Annotated in this window: 17 protein-coding genes; 7 read left to right on the top strand and 10 right to left on the bottom strand. The window is 69.0% G+C overall.

The window, feature by feature from the left end:
- Positions 1-87 precede the first annotated feature (87 nt).
- Entirely contained in the window at positions 88-1,047 is a 960-nt protein-coding gene (locus tag C6I20_RS00550) for an NADPH:quinone oxidoreductase family protein (protein ID WP_118394179.1), read from the top strand.
- Positions 1,048-1,144: 97 nt separating this feature from the next.
- Here C6I20_RS00550 and C6I20_RS00545 read toward each other — a convergent pair whose 3' ends face one another.
- Positions 1,145-2,077 (bottom strand): DUF559 domain-containing protein, encoded by a 933-nt coding sequence (locus C6I20_RS00545; RefSeq protein WP_118394178.1) that lies wholly within the window; start codon positions 2,075-2,077, stop codon positions 1,145-1,147.
- 176 nt (positions 2,078-2,253) lie between these two features.
- On the opposite strand from C6I20_RS00545, the gene C6I20_RS00540 reads away from it, so the two are divergent.
- Positions 2,254-2,889: a DUF2461 domain-containing protein gene (locus C6I20_RS00540; protein ID WP_254052194.1), complete on the top strand. Its 636-nt coding sequence runs from the start codon at positions 2,254-2,256 to the stop codon at positions 2,887-2,889.
- Here the strand turns inward: C6I20_RS00540 and C6I20_RS00535 are convergent, their stop codons facing one another.
- Genes C6I20_RS00535 through C6I20_RS00505 form a run of 7 tightly spaced genes read right to left on the bottom strand, consistent with a single transcriptional unit; the run spans position 2,890 to position 9,915 of the window.
- Complete coding sequence (locus tag C6I20_RS00535) at positions 2,890-3,876, bottom strand: aldo/keto reductase (RefSeq protein WP_118394177.1); 987 nt, start codon at positions 3,874-3,876, stop codon at positions 2,890-2,892.
- Entirely contained in the window at positions 3,873-4,259 is a 387-nt protein-coding gene (locus C6I20_RS00530) for a MerR family transcriptional regulator (RefSeq protein WP_118394176.1), read from the bottom strand. Before C6I20_RS00530 ends, C6I20_RS00535 begins: the two co-directional genes overlap by 4 nt.
- Before the next feature lie 38 nt (positions 4,260-4,297).
- Positions 4,298-5,980 carry an HlyD family efflux transporter periplasmic adaptor subunit gene (locus C6I20_RS00525; protein WP_118394175.1) on the bottom strand — a complete coding sequence of 561 codons (1,683 nt, stop codon included), beginning with the start codon at positions 5,978-5,980 and terminating at the stop codon, positions 4,298-4,300.
- Positions 5,977-6,795 carry a DUF5666 domain-containing protein gene (locus C6I20_RS00520; RefSeq protein ID WP_118394174.1) on the bottom strand — a complete coding sequence of 273 codons (819 nt, stop codon included), beginning with the start codon at positions 6,793-6,795 and terminating at the stop codon, positions 5,977-5,979. Before C6I20_RS00520 ends, C6I20_RS00525 begins: the two co-directional genes overlap by 4 nt.
- 20 nt (positions 6,796-6,815) lie before the next feature.
- Positions 6,816-8,039 (bottom strand): ABC transporter permease, encoded by a 1,224-nt coding sequence (locus tag C6I20_RS00515; RefSeq protein ID WP_118394173.1) that lies wholly within the window; start codon positions 8,037-8,039, stop codon positions 6,816-6,818.
- Complete coding sequence (locus C6I20_RS00510) at positions 8,036-8,725, bottom strand: ABC transporter ATP-binding protein (RefSeq protein ID WP_118394172.1); 690 nt, start codon at positions 8,723-8,725, stop codon at positions 8,036-8,038. Before C6I20_RS00510 ends, C6I20_RS00515 begins: the two co-directional genes overlap by 4 nt.
- Entirely contained in the window at positions 8,722-9,915 is a 1,194-nt protein-coding gene (locus C6I20_RS00505; RefSeq protein ID WP_118394171.1) for an efflux RND transporter periplasmic adaptor subunit, read from the bottom strand. The genes C6I20_RS00510 and C6I20_RS00505 overlap by 4 nt, the downstream gene beginning before the upstream one ends.
- A gap of 161 nt (positions 9,916-10,076) precedes the next feature.
- Here C6I20_RS00505 and C6I20_RS00500 point away from each other — a divergent pair, with 161 nt between their 5' ends.
- Together C6I20_RS00500 and hrpB are read left to right on the top strand one after the other, a co-directional pair.
- Complete coding sequence (locus C6I20_RS00500) at positions 10,077-11,291, top strand: hypothetical protein (RefSeq protein ID WP_118394170.1); 1,215 nt, start codon at positions 10,077-10,079, stop codon at positions 11,289-11,291.
- A 38-nt stretch (positions 11,292-11,329) separates the two neighbouring features.
- On the top strand, positions 11,330-13,849 hold the full coding sequence (hrpB, locus tag C6I20_RS00495; RefSeq protein WP_118394169.1) for an ATP-dependent helicase HrpB: 2,520 nt from the start codon (positions 11,330-11,332) through the stop codon (positions 13,847-13,849).
- Between the two features lie 25 nt (positions 13,850-13,874).
- Here hrpB and C6I20_RS00490 read toward each other — a convergent pair whose 3' ends face one another.
- A complete protein-coding gene (locus C6I20_RS00490; RefSeq protein WP_118394168.1) occupies positions 13,875-14,912 on the bottom strand; it encodes an NADP-dependent oxidoreductase in 1,038 nt (345 codons plus the stop codon).
- Positions 14,913-14,957: 45 nt separating this feature from the next.
- On the opposite strand from C6I20_RS00490, the gene C6I20_RS00485 reads away from it, so the two are divergent.
- Together C6I20_RS00485 and ligD are read left to right on the top strand one after the other, a co-directional pair.
- Positions 14,958-15,797, top strand: a complete 840-nt coding sequence (locus C6I20_RS00485; RefSeq protein ID WP_118394167.1) for a hypothetical protein — start codon at positions 14,958-14,960, stop codon at positions 15,795-15,797.
- 25 nt (positions 15,798-15,822) lie between these two features.
- Positions 15,823-16,785: a non-homologous end-joining DNA ligase gene (gene ligD / locus C6I20_RS00480; protein ID WP_118394166.1), complete on the top strand. Its 963-nt coding sequence runs from the start codon at positions 15,823-15,825 to the stop codon at positions 16,783-16,785.
- A gap of 133 nt (positions 16,786-16,918) precedes the next feature.
- Here the strand turns inward: ligD and C6I20_RS00475 are convergent, their stop codons facing one another.
- Positions 16,919-17,212 (bottom strand): putative quinol monooxygenase, encoded by a 294-nt coding sequence (locus C6I20_RS00475; protein ID WP_118398383.1) that lies wholly within the window; start codon positions 17,210-17,212, stop codon positions 16,919-16,921.
- A gap of 1,361 nt (positions 17,213-18,573) precedes the next feature.
- Here C6I20_RS00475 and C6I20_RS16970 point away from each other — a divergent pair.
- Complete coding sequence (locus C6I20_RS16970; protein ID WP_162891045.1) at positions 18,574-19,104, top strand: hypothetical protein; 531 nt, start codon at positions 18,574-18,576, stop codon at positions 19,102-19,104.
- The last annotated feature ends 159 nt before the right edge of the window (positions 19,105-19,263 follow it).

Raw genomic sequence — 19,263 nt, 5'->3', positions numbered from 1 at the left:
CCCTGCGGGTCGTGAGCCACGCCGCGGGCATCGGCGCAGAACCTCGCAACTAAGCATCCGCTTAGTTGGTGCGCTAGGGTCGCGGACATGAAGGCAGTCCAGATCACCACGCTCGAAGGTCCCTCCGCAGTCGAGGTCGTCGACCTCCCGTCTCCCGAGGCCGGTCCCGACCAGGTCTTGATCCGCGTGCGCGCCGCCGGCGTCGCGTTTCCCGAGGTGCTGCAGAGCCGTGGGCTCTACCAGCTCAAGCCAGATCTCCCGTTCACGCCGGGTGCCGAGATCGCCGGCGAGGTCATCAGCGCGCCGGACGGATCCGGGTTCGCGCCGGGTGACCGGGTTGCCGCACTGTGCATGCTCGGCGGCTTCGCCGAGGAGGCGCTGGCACCGGCGGACATGACATTCCCGCTGCCCGACGCCATCTCGTACGAGCAGGGCGCTTCGATCATCTTCAACTACGGCACTGCGTACTTCGCCCTGATCGAGCGTGGGAACATGCAGGCTGGCGAGTCCGTGCTCGTGCACGGTGCGGCCGGAGGCATCGGCACCGCCGCGATCCAGGTCGCCAAGGCGTTCGGTGCCGGCCGGGTCGTCGCCGTGACCTCGACCGCCGAGAAGGGCGCCATCGCGCTCGCGGCCGGAGCGGATGAGTTCGTGCTGGCCGAGGGCTTCAAGGACGCCGTCAAGGAGACCGGCAGCGTCGACATCGTCGTCGACCCCGTGGGCGGCGACCGGTTCACCGACTCGCTGCGCTGTCTGGACGACGACGGACGCCTGCTGGTCATCGGCTTCACGGCCGGCGAGATCCCGACGGTCAAGGTCAACCGGCTGCTGCTCAACAACGTCTCGGTCGTCGGCGTCGGATGGGGGGCCTACGTGTTCAAGCGTCCCGGTCACATCGCCAAGGAGTGGGCCGCGCTCGTCCCGCACCTGGAGAGCGGAGCACTGCAGCCTGTCGTCGGCCCGACGTTCCCGCTCGAGGAGACCGCCCAAGCGCTGCTGACGCTCGACGAGCGCCGCGCCACCGGCAAGGTCCTGCTCGTCCCCTGACCGCCCTCCGCAAGATGTGGGCACAAGCCGGGGATTCCGCCGCGCGGAATACCCGGGAAGTGCCCACATCTGGGATGTGCCCACATCGTGCGGTGGGTCAAGCGAACCAGCGGGTCCACATGATGCTGAGCACCGGCGCCGAGCCCGCATAGCCGCGCTGCGCCAGCGCAGCATGGATCCGCCGGACGACCTCGGCCTTGTCCTTCAGGTCCTCGGCGGTCACCACGATGACGCGCCAGCCCTCTGCCTCGAGTCGTTCGCGCCGCTCGCGGTCGTGCTGCCGCTGACCCCCATCGCGCTCGTGCTGCCAGCCGTCGTACTCGACCAAGACCTTCCAGCGCAGGTAGACCAGATCGCCGCGCGCCAGGAACCGACCATCGGTAGACCGGATCTGCACGTTGCACTCCGGCTCGGGCAGCCGCGCGAACACGATCATGAGACGCACAACGGTCTCAAGTGGCGACTCCACCCCCACCCTCACCAGGGGAAGCAACCTGCGCACGCGTCGCACGCCGTCGAGGTGCCGGGCGTGCGCGTACGAGACCAGCTCGTCGAGCGTCGTGAGGCGTTGGTGCAGCATCCATTCGATCGCCTGGATCAGCTCGACGAGCCCGACCTTCGTGGCAATGTCGACCAACGTCCGATCGGGTCCCGTGACCGGCAGGCCGCGGATGTCGTGGGGTGTCAGCCGTCCTTTGCGACGATGAAGTCGCAGCTGCTGGTGCCGCGTGTGGGTGGATCCATTCGTCGAGAAGTGGAGCGGCCAGGCTGGCCCGACGTCGAGTCCGTAGAGATGCATCGCCGTCACGTGGCTCACGACGGCGTCGGCGGGCAGGACGAGAAGCGCAGCCCGGAGCCAGGTGGGCAGGTTCATCGGGTGACCAGCCCGGACGTAGACGCCTCTGAGCAGGCGGGTGAATCGCGCCCCGCGGAGCACGTCCTCCGGCAGTCCGGAACCCACGGCGTCCGCAACCCTGAACGGGCCGTCGAGCAGATGGGGCGGGATCGCGTACATGACGTCGACCGTCACCCGCCAGGGCGTACGGAACCAGCCTGCCCGGCCCAGCCTGTTGACGACCTACCAGCGCCTCCAGATGTGTGCACAACCGCAGATGCGGGCACGTCTCGGGGAAACGGTCGCCCCCAAAACCCGGGAAGTGCCCACATCTTGGGGAGGGCGGGTCGGGGGTCCGTATCCTCGACAATGTGCCCGACTTCACTGGCTTCCCCGAGGCTGCCCTCGACTTCTACGACGATCTCGAGATGGACAACACGAAGCTGTTCTGGGAGGCCCACAAGCCGACGTACGATGCCGCGGTCGCCGCCCCCATGAAGGCGTTGACCACGGCACTCGCTGACGAGTTCGGGGACCCGAAGATCTTCCGCCCCTACCGCGACGTGCGGTTCGCCAAGGACAAGACGCCCTACAAGACACATCAGGGCGCATTCGTGCCGAAGGGCCCGTCGACGGGCTACTACGTGCAGGTCGGGGCGCCCGGTGTGCGGGTCGGGGTCGGCTACTACGACGCGTCCCCTGCGCGCCTGGCCAGCATCCGCGACGCGATCGTCGAGAAGCGGCGCGGCGGCGAGCTCGAGGAGATCCTGGCCACGATGCAGGCCCACGGGTGGGAGCTCGGCGGCGACAGGCTCAAGACCGCGCCCCGCGGCTACGACGTCGACCATCCGCGCATCGCGCTCCTGCGGCACAAGTCGATGAATCTGTCCAAGGACTACGGCTTCGAGCCGATCATCCACACCCCGGAGCTGCTGGACCGGGTGCGCGCCGACTGGCGCGACGCAGGCCCCTTCGTCGACTGGGTCCTGCGCCACGCCAAGGGCTGATCAGATGTGGACCTGCTTCATGCCCGCCTCGGGATAGCGCTCACCCGCGCTCACTCCGACCGGCGCCGCATCAGCCAGGGCCGCCAGCTCGTCGCCGGACAGGTCCACGTCGACGGCCGCGGCGTTCTCCTCGAGGTACTTGCGCCGCTTCGTTCCTGGTATCGACACGACCCCGTCCTGGTGCGCCAGCCAGGCCAGCGCAAGCTGGGCCGGCGTGACCCCCTTGGCCTCGGCGAGCGCCCTGACCTGCTGGACCACGGCGAGGTTCTGGGCCATGTTGCCGTCGGCGAATCGCGGGCTAGCCCTGCGGAAGTCGTCAGCCGCGAGCTCGTCGGCCGAGGCGATCGCGCCGGTCAGGAGTCCGCGCCCCAGCGGGGAGTACGCGACGAACTCGATGCCGAGCTCACGCGTCGTGTCGAGCACACCGTTGACCTCGGGGCTCCGCTCGAACAGCGAGTACTCGGTCTGCACCGCGGTCAGTGGGTGCGTTGCGTGGGCACGACGGATCGTGTCGGGTGCCGCCTCGGAGACACCCAGATAGCGAACCTTGCCCTCCGTGACGAACTCGGCCATCGCCCCGATCGTCTCCTCGATCGGCACATGGGGGTCGATCCGGTGCAGGTAGTACAGGTCGATGGTCTCCATGCCGAGGTGGCGCAGCGAACGCTCGAGCGCAGTCCGCGCGTAGGCCGGGCTCCCGTTGACCGGTCCCCGCTCACCCGCCTCGGAGATCTCGGAGGCGAACTTCGTCGCGATCGCGAACTCGTCGCGCCGGTGCCCGATCGCCGAGGCGATCAGAATCTCGTTGGTCCACGGACCGTAGATCTCGGCGGTGTCGATCAGGGTGATCCCCAGATCGAGGGCCCGGTTCAGCGTCGCGGCGGACTCGACGTCATCGCGCTCACCGTAGAACGCCGACATCCCCCTCGCGCCCAGCCCCTGGACCGACGCCTCGAGTCCCTGACTGCCCCATGTCGTGCTCTTCATTGGTTCACCTGATCCTGGTAGTAGTCGATCTTGCGGTTGATCGCCGCGAGGTGCGTCTGCACCTCGGCGAGCTGCTCGAGCACGTGCTCGCGATGTGCCTGCAGGATCGCGAGCCGCTCCGGCTCACTGTCGTCGACCCGGTAGAGGTCGACGAACCGGCGGATGTCACGGATCGGCATCCCGGTCCTGCGCAGCATCACGAGAGTGCCGAGCCAGCGGACGTCGGCCTCGGTGTAGCGCCGCTGGCCCGACGCCGATCGCTCGGGCCGGTGCAGCGACAGACCTTCCTTCTCGTAGTAGCGCAGGGTGTCGACGCTCAATCCGCTCATCTCGGCGGCGCCGCTGATGGTCAGCCCCCCAGCGGGGACGTCTGTCACTGTCATGCACCCAGCATGACCCCTGGAGCGCGCTCCAGGTCAAGTCATCTGCCGCGGCCTCCCCCGCCGGCACCACCGGCACCGCCCGGACCTCCGCGACCCCCGCCTGCGCCGGGCAGCGTCGTCGCCCCGTCACCCGACGGCAACGCGACGTCAAGATCCGCCAGCACGATCTCCTGCCCCGCCTTCAGACCGGAGGTGATCTCGGTCCGCGCAGATCCGACGACGCCGACCGTCACGGTCGTACGAACCGGCTCACCATCGCTCAGGACCGTCACCGCCGTGCCCCGCACGGTCGACACCGCCGACGACGGGACCGTCACGACACCCTTCGCCGTTCCGGTGACCAGTGCGATGCCGGCAGTCGACCCTTCGGGGGCAGCCACCGTGCCGGTCAGGTCGATCGTGACCGGATAGGTCGTCGTGTCGCTGCTGCTGTCCGGCAACAGGCCGATCGACGTCACGGTGCCCTCCACGGGCTCCGTCGCACCCGCGGGCGTCACCAGAGCGGCCTGCCCCTTGGCGACGTCCGGGATCTGGTCGGTCGTGACCGTCGTGGTCGCGGTCGTGTCACCGTTGCCCACGATCACGATCACGACGTCACTCGCTCCGGTGGCGTCACCCTTCTCGACCGAGACCGACAGGACCCGGCCCGCGAACGGCGCCGTCATCGTGGCCGCTTCGAGCGACCGCTCGGCCTCCGTCAGGGCGGCCCGCGAGGTGTCGATCGCGGCCTGGTCCCGCGCCAGGGTGGCCGCCGTGACGACCGCACCACCGGATCCGCCACCTCCTGCGGACGAGGAGTCGCTGGACGCTCTCGAGGTGTCCGCACCCGAGACATCGGCACTCGCAGACGCACCGGCCGACGGGGTGCTCGAGGAGCCAGCCGACTTCGAGGAGTCCTGCACGGCAGCCATTGCATCGGTCAGAGTCTTGGAGAGGCTCTCCAGCGCCGCCTGGAGGTCGTCTTGCCGATCCGCCACGACGTCTTGCGCCGCCTGGACCGCGTCGAGGGCCGCAGTGCACTCGGTGGGGAGTGCTGCGGTGGCGTCCGCCTCGGTCCCGTCCCCACTGCCGGCATCCGTCGAGTCCTCCGACGAATCAGGATCTGTCGAGTCCTCGGTCGTCGAGATCTCGCACGCCGCAACCTGGGCGACCAGCGCCTCCTTCGCGGCAGAGATGGCCGAGGTGGCCGCTGTCTTCGCCTCGGTCACCGCCTGCTGCTGCACCGCGAGCTGGGCCAGGGCCTGCTTCAGGGCTGGCGACGGCGACGCAGGGCTCGCCGGGGCGGCCGCAGCCGAGTCCTTCGACGCGCTGGAGCCGGAGCTCTGACTCGTCGTCGCGACGCTGGCCGAGACGGTCTCGGACTGACTCGTCTGGTCGGACTCCAGCTGGGCCAGAGCCTTCGCCAGGGCGGCTTTCGCCCGGGTGACCGATGCTTCCAAGGCGGTCGGATCGAGGCTCGCGAGATCGGCGCCGGACCGGACCGTGTCTCCAGCCGCGACGGAGACATCGGCGATCGTGCCGGCGACACCGAAGGACAGGTCCCGCCGGGCCGAGGCCGAGATCGTGCCCGACAGCTCGATCGTCCGGTCCACATCACCGGCAGCGGCGGTCGCCGTGCGGTACGAGCCGGAGCCACCCTGCACCTGCGCGTAGGCGACCCCACCTCCTGCGAGGAGGACCGCACCGGCCACCGCGATCGCGGTCAGCGCGCGGCCCCTCATGACTGGTCCGCCGTCTGACCCGGCCGACCGCCGCCGGCGACGGCGCACTCGCCGTCGACGGCATCCGCAACGGCGATGCTGGTCGCGGTGAGCGCGCCGGTGTCGTCAGTCTCGCCCAGGCTCGTGACGCACATGCCGACCTTGACGTCGGAGGCCTTGGCGGCCGCCGTCGCGGTGTACTTCGTGTCGGACGAGGTCGTCACCGTGACAGGTGTCGCCGCACCATCCGACCCCGGCTGCCGCGACGCCACCGTGAAGCCCGTGTCGGAGACCGCCGTGACCTCACCCGAGGCGAGGCCACCACCGGCACGTCCGCCGGCAGCGCCGTTCGGCCGGTCGGTCGGTCGGTCGGTGGGTCGATCTGCCGAATCCTCACCCTGCGCGCCCTGCTGACCACCTCCGGCGCGTCCGCCCGTCCCGCCTGCCACGGTGCACGAGCCGTCGACGGCCTCGGTGACCCGCACGGTGGCTGCCGCGATGGTGTCGGTCGATGCGGCGTCGGTGGACTCGCTGGCGGAGACGACGACGCACGATCCGACTGTCACGTCCGCCGCCTCGGCGCTGACCTGCTGGGTGAACGTCGTGCTGTCGGTCCACGAGACCGCGACCTGCGAAGTCCGGCCCTGTACCTGGGCCGTGCTGCCAGAAACCGCGTTGACCAGGCCCGACCCACCCTGGCCTGCGCCGCGAGCGGCGCCCTGACCCGCGGCCTGCTGGTCGTCGGCGGCTGCGCTCGTGGAGTCGGACCCTCCGCATCCTGCTGCGGCGAGTCCGATCGTGCAAAGCAGGACAGAGCTGGCGATGGTACGTCTCATGGGGTAACTCCTGGTGGGGTTCATTCGCTGCGAAGCGCTTGGATGGGGGTGAGACGCGCGGCGCGGCTGGCGGGGTAGACCCCGAAGCCGATGCCGAGCGCGAGGGCTGTGAGAAGTGCCGTGAAGGTCGCCAGCAGCGAGATCGATACCGGTTGGTCGATCAGGGGTGGAAGCGCGTACGCCCCGGCGACGCCGAGCAGGACTCCCAAGATCCCGCCTGCGAAGCCCAGCATCGAAGCCTCGACGAGGAACTGTCGTCGGATCGATTGGGGTGTCGCGCCGAGCGCCTTGCGCAGTCCGATCTCGCGGATCCGCTCGGTCACCGAGACCAGCATGATGTTCATGACGCCGATCCCCCCGACGAGCAGGGAGATTCCGGCGACCCCGCCGAGCAGGACCGTGAGGGTGCGGTTGGTCGAGTTCGCCGTCTCGATCAACGCTTCCTGGCTGGTGATCGTGAAATCCGCGTCCTCGCTCTGGACGCCGTGCAGGTTCAGCAGCAGGGCGTTGATCTCCTGGTATGCCGCACCGAGGGTCTGCTCGGACACCCCCTCGACATAGATCGAGGAGATGGACACCCCGCCGGTGCCGGCGACCGAGCCCGCGGTGCCCAGCGAGGTGACCGCGGTGTCGTCCTGGCTGGTGTCTGCGGAGGAAGAGCCCGAGGTCGCGAGCACCCCGATCACAGTCAGCGCGGTGCCGTTGATCGCAACCGTCTCGCCTACCGGCGAGCTGGTGAACAGCTTGCCAGCGGTGTCGGCGCCCAGCACCACGACCGGCGCACTCGACTCCACCTCGCCCGCGGTCAGGAAACGTCCGCTGGACAGCGTGCGGTTGCGCACCTCAAGCCAGTCGACGGTCGACCCGACCAGCGAGGTGGTCCAGTTGGTCGTGCCGTTGACCAGGGCGACCGAAGACGTCGTCACCGGCGCGACCCGCTTGACGTCGGGTGCGACCGAGGAGTCGTCGATGGCCAGGGCGTCCGACATCGTCAGCGTCGACGCCGAGCCGAAGCCACCACGGACCCCCGTGGACGACGTCGTGCTGCCGGGCGACACGACGAGCAGGTTGCTGCCCAGCGAGTCGATCTGCGACTTGACCTCGTCCTGCGCGCCCTGGCCGAGCCCGACCGTCAGGATGACCGACGAGACACCGATGATGATGCCGAGCATCGTGAGGACGGATCGCAGGCGGTGCGCCTGAACGGCCTCGGCCCCCGTGCGGACTGTCTCGTGCCAATTCATGACGCACCCACCGTCATCGGCATGATCTCCCCGTCGCGGACAACAAGCTGCCTGCCAGCCCGAGCCGCGACGTCGTGCTCGTGAGTGATGAGCACGATGGTCCGGCCAACGGACGACAGCTCGTCGAACAGCTCGAGGATGTCGCGGGTCGAGTCCGAGTCGAGGTTGCCGGTCGGCTCGTCCGCGAGGATCAGAGCCGGTTCGGTGACGAGGGCACGTGCGACCGCGACCCGCTGCTGCTGGCCTCCGGAGAGCTCACCGGGCTTGTGGTCAGCCCGTTCGGCGAGACCGACCCTGGCCAGGGCGGCCAGTGCTCGTTCGCGGCGCTCAGGTCGCGGGACACCGGCGTAGACCAGCGGCAGCTCGACGTTCCGCCAGGCCGCCATGCTCGCGAGCAGGTTGAACTGCTGGAACACGAACCCGATCCGCCGGTTGCGGATTTCGGCGAGCTCGGCCTCGGTCATCGTCGACACGTCCTGGCCGGCCAGGTGGTACTCACCGCTGGTGGGTGTGTCGAGACAACCCAGGATGTGCATCAGCGTCGATTTGCCGGAACCCGACGGCCCGATCACGGAGACGTACTCTCCCTCGCCGATCGTGGCGTCGATCCCACGCAGTGCGTCGACGCGTACCGCCCCGGTCTCGTAGGACTTCCAGACCTGCGAGAGCTCGATGATCGCGCTCACTGGCCGGCTCCGCCGGGGCGGCCACCGGCCGGGAAGTCCCCGCCGCCTTGACCTCGCTGGCCAGTTCCGGCTCCTCCCCCGCCCGCGGTGTTGCCCACGCGGTTGACTGCGATGCTGGTGATCTCGACCTGGTCGCCGACCACCAGGCCGGTCTTCACCTCGGTCGATGCGCCATAGGTCTCGCCGACCGTGACAGCGGTCTTCTTCCTCGATGAGCCGTCGACCTTCGTGACGTACGTCTTACCGTCCGTCGTCGTGAGCGCCTGCGTCGGCACCGTCACGATGTCGTCGACCTGCTTGACGATGATCGATATGTCAGCGGTCGTCCCGGGGTAGAGATCCTTCTGCTCCCCCGTCACCGCGACCGTCACGGAGAACGCAGCAACCCCGGAGTTGTTCGTCGTCGCGATCAGCCCGACGTCCTCGACCGTGCCGAAGACCGGCTCGGTCGCCCCGGTCGGCGTGATGGTGACCTGCAGGCCCTTCTTGACGCTCGTCACGTCGGCCGCGGCGACCTCCGCCTCGACCACGAACGTCGTCGGGTCGATGACCGTGACGGCGGCGGTCGAGGTCGTCGTCGCCGCACCTTGGGCAGAGCCTCCTGAGCCCGAGGTCGATGACGAGGAACCGCTGGTCTGATCACCCACCGCGACGTCGACGCTGGCGACCGTCCCGGCGAACGTCGCGCGCAGCGTCGCGGAAGCAAGGTCGTCCTCGGCCTGCGCCACGTCGGCTCGTGTGCTGGCCAGGCTTGCATCGTTGGCCGCCCGCTGGGTGCTCGACTCGCTGCCGTCGTTCGCCGCAGTGGTCACTGCGGCCTCGAGCTGAGCCTCCGCCGAGGCAAGCGCGGCGTCCAGCGACACGGTGTCGAGCTTGGCCACGACGTCGCCCTTGCCGACCTTGTCGCCAGCCTCGACCCGCACGCTGGTCACCCGGCCGGAGACACCGAAGGCGAGATCGTCCTGCCGCGCCGGCTGGATCGTGCCCGAGCCCGTGACGGTCTGCTGGAAGGTGCCGGTCGCGACGGTCGCGATGACCGAGTTCGCAACGGCGCTGTCGGCTCGACCGAATCCCCAGTAACCCGCACCACCCAGCACGAGGACCACCGCGATGCCGGTGGCGATGTATTGGCGCCGAGATCTCGGCCGGAGCCGGGAGGCGAGATGACGAGGACTCAACGATAGGGACACACCCTGATGTTCGGGGGCCGGTCAGTGACTCCGCTGGCCCGAACATGTGTGGAACCTGTGAATTCGTGCCATCGCGCTATATACACGGTGTGACCTGCACCACTAGGTTCGGTCCGGGCCCGCTGGGTCGGAGGGAGCACGTCCGCCTAGGAGGCACCGCAATGTCGCTGTTCACCCGAGCACGCCCACTCGTCGCAGCAGTGAGTCTCGCACTCGCCGCTTCGACCTTCATCCCGTCCGCCGCGCAGGCCGACGGCCCCGGATCCGGCACGCCGTACGTCGTGTCGGTCGGCGACTCGTACATCTCCGGGGAGGCCGGCCGCTGGGCCGGTTCGTCCAACAACAGCGCGTCCCGAGCCGACCGGCTGGGCAGCACGGCGTACTTCGACAACGCCGCCAACAATGCCGAGCAGATCAACCGGTGCCACCGCAGCAAGTCCGCCGAGATCTACCTCGGCGGTGGAGTCCAGGGGCTCAACCTCGCGTGCTCCGGCGCGACAGCGGCAACGACCAACGGCAGCGAGTTCAAGCCGGGTCTGGACTTCTACGACAACGGGGGCGGCAAGCTCGGCCAGGCCAAGATGCTGCAGCAGTTCGCGGCGACCCATAGCGTCAAGATGGTCACGGTCTCGATCGGCGGCAACGACTTCAACTTCGCCGACGTCGTGCAGTCGTGCGTCGTGGACTTCCTCGGCTCGCCGTCATGGTGGAAGGACTACTGCTACGACGACAACAGCGTCAAGGCCAACTTCACCAGCAGCAACGTCGCCGCGGTCAAGACCAGGATCGCCACCGCTTACGCCAACATCCGCACCGCGATGCGCAATGCCGGCTATGCCGACAGCTCGTGGACCCTGCTGGTGCAGAACTACCCCTCGCCGATCCCCAATGCCTCGGGCTTCCGCTACAGCCAGAGCGGATACACCCGGCAGAGCACGGGCGGCTGCGGCTTCTGGGACGCAGACGCCAACTGGGCCAACTCCACGGCACTCCCGACGATCAACAACACCGTGACCGGTGCGATCAGCCAGGCCGGCATCACCAACGCCAGGACGCTCAACCTGACGTCGACGTTCAACGGTCGCCGGCTGTGCGAGAGCGGCGTCGGCCTGTACGAGGAGGTCGGGCTTGCCAACTGGACCGCGCCCACGGCCGTCGACCGGACGGAGTGGGTCAACCAGATCCGGACCGTCACGACCTCGGGCAGCAGCCCGTACTACATCCAGGAGTCGTTGCACCCCAACTACTGGGGCCAGATGGCCACCCGGTCGTGCGTGCGCCAGGCCTACAACTCCGGTACGCCGAAGAGCGGTAGCTGCGTGCGGACCGGCACCGGCCTCACCTCACTCGGCGAGCCCAAGATGACGCTGCAGTAGGCAGCGCCGTCCCGGCGGGTCAGACTGGGTCGGTGGCCATGGATCCGATCGAGCGTCTGCTGGCCCAGCCACCCAATCTCCCGGTCGTCGCCGGACTCGCTGCCGTGCAGGCAGCGCTGTCCGGCGACGGCGTGGTCGTGGTGCAGGCTCCGCCGGGCACCGGCAAGACGACCATGGTCCCGCCGGCCGTGGCAGCCCAGGTGGCCGGCCGTGTCGTGGTCACCCAACCACGGCGCATTGCCGCACGCGCGGCAGCGCGCCGGCTTGCGGGCCTGCTGGGCGAGCCGGTCGGGAACACCGTCGGGTACAGCGTCCGCGGCGATCGCCAGGTCGGGGCGGACACGCGGATCGAGTTCGTGACGACCGGGGTGCTGCTGCGGCGGTTGCAACGCGACCCCGAGCTCGCGGGCGTCGATGCGGTGATCCTCGACGAGGTGCACGAACGTCAGCTCGACGCCGACCTGACCCTGGCCTTCCTGCTCGACGTACGTGCCACCTTGCGCGAGGACCTGCGCCTCGTCGCGATGTCGGCCACGATCGAGGCCGAACGGACGGCCGCCGTGCTGGGTGGCGAGCGGCCGGTCCCGATCGTCGCCGTGCCCGGGAGCCTGTACGACATCACGACACATTGGGCGCCGCCGCCACCCGGCGTCCTGCCGACCGACGAGCGGGGTGTCCCCCCGCGCTTCCTGGACCATGTCGCCGCGACCGTGCGGCATGCGCTCGCGACCAACGAGGGCGACCTGCTGGCGTTCATGCCCGGTGTCGGTGAGGTCGCAGGACTCGTGCGCAGGTTGTCGGGTGTCGATGACGTCGACGTACTGCCCCTGCACGGTCGCCTCCCGACCCGTGAGCAGGACCTCGCCCTGTCGCGGGGTGCGCGTCGCCGCATCGTGGTGTCGACCGCGGTGGCGGAGTCGTCCCTGACCGTCCCCGGCGTACGGATCGTGGTCGACGCAGGCCTGTCGCGCGAGCCGCGCACCGACCAGCGCCGCGGCCTGCCGGCCCTCGTGACGGTCCGCGTCAGCAAGGCATCGGCCGAGCAGCGGGCCGGACGGGCCGGCCGCGAAGCACCTGGTGCGGTGCACCGGTGCTGGGCTCGCGCGGACCACGCGCACCTGCCGGACCATCCGGCGCCGGAGATCCTGGTCGCCGACCTGACCGCCTTCGGACTCGAGCTCGCTGCGTGGGGAGCGCCTGACGGCGAGGGCCTTGCCCTGCTCGATCCACCGCCGGTCGCCTCGATGGCCGCGGCACGCCAGACACTGCTGGGGCTCGGCGCCGTCGAGGAGTCCGGCGCGATCACCGACCGTGGCCGGCAGATGGCCCGGGTCCCGGTCGACCCTCGACTGGCCCGGGCCCTGCTCGACGGCGCCGCGCTGGTCGGGTCCCGTCGATCGGCCGAGGTCGTCGCCCTGCTGGCCGACGAGGTCCGCGCCCCGGGAGGCGATCTCGTCGCGGCGCTCCGGGCCATGCGCCGGGGTGGTCAGGGCACGGGATCGTGGAAGGACACCGCCGGACGTCTCGAACGTTCGGTGCAACGGGTCGACCGTACCGAGCTGACCGACGACCTGGCCGTGGGTGCCGTCGTCGCGCTGGCCCATCCCGGTCGCATCGCACGCCTTCGGCCGGGCGGATCGGCCTATCTGATGGTGGGCGGGACCGGCGCGTCGTTCCGGCGCGGCGATCCCGCGCTGACGGGGGTCTCGTGGATCGCGATCGCCGACGCTGAGCGGCGCCCCCGGGCCACCGACGCCCAGATCCGGTCGGCCGCTCCCCTCGACGAGGACCTTGCCCTGGAAGCCGCCGCAAGCCTGTGGCGCGAGGTCGACGAGGTCACCTGGACCGAAGGCAGGCTCGTCGCTCGTCGTGTCACTCGGCTCGGCGCGGTCGAGCTCTCGTCCGCGCCGATCACCGATCCGGCTCCCGACCAGGTGGCTGCCGCGGTGCAGGATGCGCTGGCCACCGACGGTCTCGCGATGCTGCCGTGGAGCGAGGCCGCGACCGCCCTGCGCGCCCGGCTCGGCTTCCTGCACCACGCGCTGGGCGAACCGTGGCCCGATGTCAGCGACGCGGCGCTGCTCGACTCGATCCAGACCTGGCTCGGCGGCGAGCTCGCCCGGGTCCGGAGCACGCGCGACCTGCGGCGCATCGACATGCTGTCGGCCCTGCGTCGCCTGCTGCCCTGGCCCGCCGCGGGCCGCCTCGACGAGCTCGCGCCCGAGCGGCTCACGGTGCCGAGCGGCTCCGCGGTGCGCGTCGAGTACGGCGCCACCGGGAGCGAGCAGCCGGTGCTGTCGGTCCGCATCCAGGAGGCGTTCGGCTGGTCGGCGACGCCACGCATCGGCGACGGCCGGGTCCCGGTGCTGCTGCACCTGCTCACGCCGGCGCGTCGCCCGGCCGCCGTCACGGCCGACCTCGAGTCGTTCTGGTCGGGGCCGTACCAACAGGTACGGGCCGAGCTACGCGGCCGCTATCCCAAGCACGCCTGGCCGGAGGATCCGTGGTCGGCGCCACCGACGACGGGGCCCGGTCGCCGACGACCGGGCCCCACCTGAGTCTGCCGCAGCAGCACCGTTCGTCTCAGCGGGTCGGGTCGGCCCCGACCTGCACCAGGAGCTTGCCGAAGTTCTTGCCGGTGAGCATGCCGAAGAAGGCGTCGGGCGCATTCTCCAGACCCTCGACGATGTCCTCGCGGTAGCGCAGGCTGCCGTCGGCGATCCACTCGGCCGCGTCGGCCTGGAACTGCTTGTAGTGGCTCTTGACGAACTCGGTCTGGATGAATCCGCGGACCGTGATGCTCTTGGTCAGGATCGAGGACATCAGCCGGGCCGAACGGTCCGGTCCGTCGGGCAGCGCGGTCTCGTTGTAGTGCGCGACTAGGCCGCAGACCGGCACCCGGGCGTACGTGTTGAGCAGCGGCAGGACCGCGTCCCACACGTGTCCGCCGACATTCTCGAAGTACACGTCGATGCCGTCGGGCACTGCGGCCTTGAGGTCTTCCTTGAAGGTCGGTGAGCGGTGGTCGAGGGCGACGTCGAAGCCGAGCTCCTTGAGCCAGGCGACCTTCTCGGGTCCGCCGGCGATGCCGACCGCACGAGCGCCCTTGATGCGGGCGATCTGGCCGACGGCCGAGCCGACGGGTCCGGCCGCAGCGGCGACGACAACAGTCTCACCGGGCTGCGGCTTGCCGATCTCGAGCAGACCCGCGTACGCCGTGAAGCCCGGCATGCCCAGGACACCGACGGCCGTGGAGATCGGGGCACGGTCGGCGTCGAGCTTGCGGACGTGCTTGGCCTGCTGCACACCGTGCGACTGCCAACCCAGGTGGGACAGGACGATGTCGCCGGCCTGCAGCGACGGGTCGCGGGACTCCACAACCTCGGCGACCGTGCCGCCCTCCATGACCGAGCCGAGCTCGACCGGAGCCGCGTACGACTTCGCGTCGTTCATGCGGCCACGCATGTAGGGATCGAGCGACATGTAGACGGTGCGGAGCAGGACCTCGCCGTCGGCGGGCTGCGGCATCGGAGCGGTCTCGATGCGGAAGTTGTCGGAGGTGGGCTCGCCGTGGGGGCGCGAGGCGAGCAGGATTCGGGTGTTCTGCGTGGTGTCAGTCATCACCGTCGAGCCTACTGGCGGGAACCACACCGATACCGTGGCGGCATGACCGAGACCACCCCGACCTTCTGGCGTTCGATCGAGGCCATCCACGACGTCGTCTACTTCGCCCCGGATGCCAAGGAGCGCTTCGCGGCGATCGGACTCAAGGGCTACTGGATGGGCTACATGGCGTCTCGCTCCGCGGCCCTCGGCACGCCGCCTCCGGCGCTCGTCGTCGCGACGTTCCACGGTTTCTCGCCGAGCATCGTCGGCCGTGCCCTGCCGGACGCCTGGGGGCTCGCCTCCCGCGACGACATCCTCGCCGTCCGGTACGACATCGCCCGCGACGCGCTGGCCCCCGCCCTGGCTGAGGCCGACACCGCCCGCCTGGCCAAGGAGCTGTCGCTGATCACCCGCGGCATCGACTTCGCCGGCAAGCCGCTCGCCGCGGCCCACTTCTCGCTGCCGGAACCCGCTGACGACGCGGGCCTGCTGTGGCACGCCGCGACGGTCATCCGGGAGTACCGCGGCGACTGCCACATCGCGGTCCTGACCGCTGCAGGCCTGGACGGCGTGACCGCCAACGCCCTGGCGATCGCGGCCGGGCTGGTCGGGGAGCAGCAGCGGGGCATGCGCGGTTGGACCGAGGACGACTGGGCCGCCGCGACCAGCCGGCTCGCGACCCGCGGCTGGGTCGACGCCGACGGCACGATCACCGAGAGCGGACGCTCGGCCCGTCAGCAGATCGAGGACGCCACCGACCGCGTCTGCGCGGCCGGGCTGGACCGCGAGGCGACGGGGCGCACGATCACCATCGAGCAGCCGCTGCTTGAGCTCGCCCGGGCGCTCGAGGCATCCGGGGCCGCGGTCTTCCCCAATCCCACCGGCGTACCTCGCCCCTAGGCGATCGTGGGCCTACCGTTGGTACATGGCCCAGGCGTCCGCTCCCGCCGTGGAGATCGAGGTCGACTCCCGTGTGGTTCGCGTCAGCAGCCCCGACCGGGTCTACTTCCCTGATCACGGCTGGACCAAGCTTGACCTCGTCGACTACTACCTCGCGGTGGGCGACGGCATCGTCAACGCGCTGTTGGAGCGGCCGTGCATGCTGCACCGCTTCCCCAAAGGACTGAGCGGCGACAAGGTGCACCAGAAGCGGGTGCCCAGCGGCGCGCCCCCGTGGCTGGAGACCGTGCGGGTGACGTTCCCCCGCTACGACCGGACCGCTGACGAGCTGTGTGTGACGGAGCTCGCTGCGGTCGTCTGGGCCGTGCAGATGTCGACCGTCGAGTTCCACCCGTGGAACAGCAGGCGCGCCGACGTCGAGAAGCCCGACGAGTGGCGCATCGACCTCGACCCGGGCCCGGAGTGCGACTTCGCGACGGTGCGTCGGGTCGCCCGGGTCGCCGAGGAGGTGCTCGCAGAGCTCGGCGCGACGGGCTTCCCGAAGACGTCCGGTGGATCCGGGATGCACGTCTACGTGCGGATCGCGCCGGACCACGGGTTCCACGACGTACGCCGGGCGGCGCTGGCCTTCGCGCGCGAGGTCGAGCGGCGGGCCCCCGATGACGTCACGACGACGTGGTGGCGCAAGGATCGCGACCCGGCCAAGCTGTTCGTCGACTACAACCAGAACGCCCGCGACCACACGATCGCGGCGGCGTACTCGGTGCGCGGAGCCCCCGACGGTCGGGTCTCGACACCGATCCGCTGGGACGAGGTCGACGACGTCGATCCGCACGACTTCACGATCGCGACCGTGCCGGGCCGGTTCGCCGAGATCGGTGACCTGCACGCCGGGATCGACGAGGCGGTGTTCGACCTCGTGCCGCTGCTGGAGTGGGCCGACCGCGACGAGCACGAGGGCGCCGAGCCGCCGGTGGATCCCGACTGAGGCTCTTGCCGCCAACAGTCAGCGGTGAGTGAGTCGGCCTTCAGGCGCCGAATGGCCGAATGTGCGACCGCCGACTGGCCCAGTTCACGGCTAAGCCCGCAAACTCCCAATACACCTGGTGGCGTGTGATGGGCTACGGGCTTTCGACGGAAGAGATCCGGTACTTCGAAACCTCAGCACCAAGAACGTCGGGCAGACTTGGCGGTTCGTTCTCATCGTTGCCGGAGGTCCGGAATGAAATCAGATCCTCATCACTTTCCCAGCGTTCGTAGATGTTGATCCGCTCAGGTTCGATTGGGTCTGCCGATTGAATGAAGTCGTGGCATCCCGTCGTCGCTCGGGCCTGAGCGGCCACACCCTCCACCGCACTCAGATAGCGGTTCCGTTCGGCGGCGGCAACACGGATATGTCCGGCAATGATGATCATCGAGTGCACTCTAGCTGCGGAGCCAAAGAGTGTTCGGTGAGTCGCGCCGCGCCCGACCAGGCGCGTGGGCCCAGTATCTGATCGCCAAGCCTGCAAACTCCCAATACACCTAGTGGAAATCGTCCCTCGTTCGATCGCAGGCCGCTCCAGGGATCTAAGGCGGACCAAGGACGTCGGTGCCGCGGTCTGCGTGGGACCTATATTTAGAAAATGGACATCCTCTTCGTTGCCGGCTTCTCCGTCATTACCACTGATCCTGGGGCCGAGAAGGACTTGTTCGTGGAGGCACTGGGCCTACCGTTGCAGCCTCCGCCAGGAATGCCTGACTCAGAGTACGTTTACTCAGAGTCGATCCCAGGAGCAAAGCACCTGGGAGTCTGGCCTCTCAGTGACGCCGCACAGTCCTGCTTTGGCAAAGATGCGTGGCCCGATTCGCACCCCGTTCCTCAGGCAACAATCGAATTCGAGGTAGCAGACGTCGAAGGTGCCGCCCAGGAACTGGTAGGTCGCGGCTACACCCTCGTCCATCCCACCCGGACTGAGCCTTGGCAGCAGACAATCGCTCGATTCCAAGCCTCAGATGGGCTACTGATTGCGGTCTGCTCCACCCCTGGCTTGAGCGAGGACTAGTTCCCGCAAGGACACCTGGCAACAGGCGTCGATTCGAGATCCGTCGATTGCATTCCAGCCGTGTCGTCAAGCCCGCGTCTGTGACCCGACCACAGCGGTTCCGGGCGCGCGGCGGTGCGGGTGTGCGGGGGGTGTCGCAGAGGCTCCGAACGCCGCCGGGGTTTGCGGCGTTTGGAGGGGCGGCATTCGTGACGTCGCGCGTCCGGCGGGCCGTAGGCCCGCTTGGCGGCCCGGAGGGCCGCTCTTGACTTGATAAAGCAACGTAACTCGTATCGCCATTTTGTCGGGCCGGTCGGCTAGCTTGGGTAGTGGAAACCGACATCGGCTGACGATCCAGCCGAGCACACCAACCTAAAAATGAAGTTCTTCCTCGGAGCGACGCGGGCCCCACGCGGGGGCAGAGGCCAGTCGGTATTTAAATAGATGCGGGGCGGCGCGCCGCCATTGGCAAAGCGAAGAGCTTTTTCGCAGATCGGGTCCTATCCCGACGCGCCAAATGGCAGGTTCTTGTGCTTCCCAATTCCAAGTTGTTCACCCCTGACGCCGGTTGGCGTCTTGTGTTGTATCCCGACGCACTTGAAGCGTCGTGCGTGTTCCGTCCGTCGCTTCGGTCACCTCGCATGTACGTTCCGCCGGGCTACGCCGCAGATCCGCAGCGGGCACGAGCCGAGGCTGCTCGCCGTGCCAGAGCAAAATTGCGCCGGTATGCAGTGGCAAATCGACTCGACCGGATGGTCACGCTGACGCATGCGCCGCCGTTTTGCCTCGATCCGCGTCAAGCACGGGACGACGTTGCGCAATTCATCCGATCGATCCGGCGCGAACTCGGTGGCAGGCCTCTCCCGTACGTCTGGGTGCCGGAATGGCACAAGGACGAGGAAAGGCTGCACCTGCATCTCGGTGTGGGTCGATTCGTTCGCCAAACGTTGATACGGCGGGTGTGGGGGCACGGCCATGTGTTCATCAATCGGCACTCGGGAATCCGCCATGGTGCTCCGGAGGTCGAAGCCTCCCGGATTGCAGCTGGCTATCTGTCGAAGTATCTCGCCAAGACTTTTGACCGACCGGACCTCGGTGGTCTGCACCGATATGAGGTTGCCCAAGGGTTCCACCCCCGAGCGGTTGAGTTCACGGGGACGCACGAGGGTCAGGCGCTGGATGCTGCGTGTGACTTTATCGGTTCACGACCGATCTTTCGATGGTCGTCGGACGACGCCTCCAATTGGCTCGCGCCTCCAGCGAGGTCGTACCAATGGGACTAGAGCGGCGTATCCCAGATGACGTGTTCATGGCTTGGCTCGAAGCGTCCTGCCTGGCTTCTGGCGTTGCGGTTGTGGTCAGTGACCTCGAGGTTCTGTCACGGGTCGGCCGGCTACTGGGCGGGGCGGGTACGGACCGCGCGCAAGGCGCGCCAGCGCCGA

It is taken from the genome of Aeromicrobium sp. A1-2 (assembly GCF_003443875.1).
Taxonomy (GTDB): domain Bacteria; phylum Actinomycetota; class Actinomycetes; order Propionibacteriales; family Nocardioidaceae; genus Aeromicrobium.
This window is presented reverse-complemented; position numbering and strand designations above follow the sequence as displayed.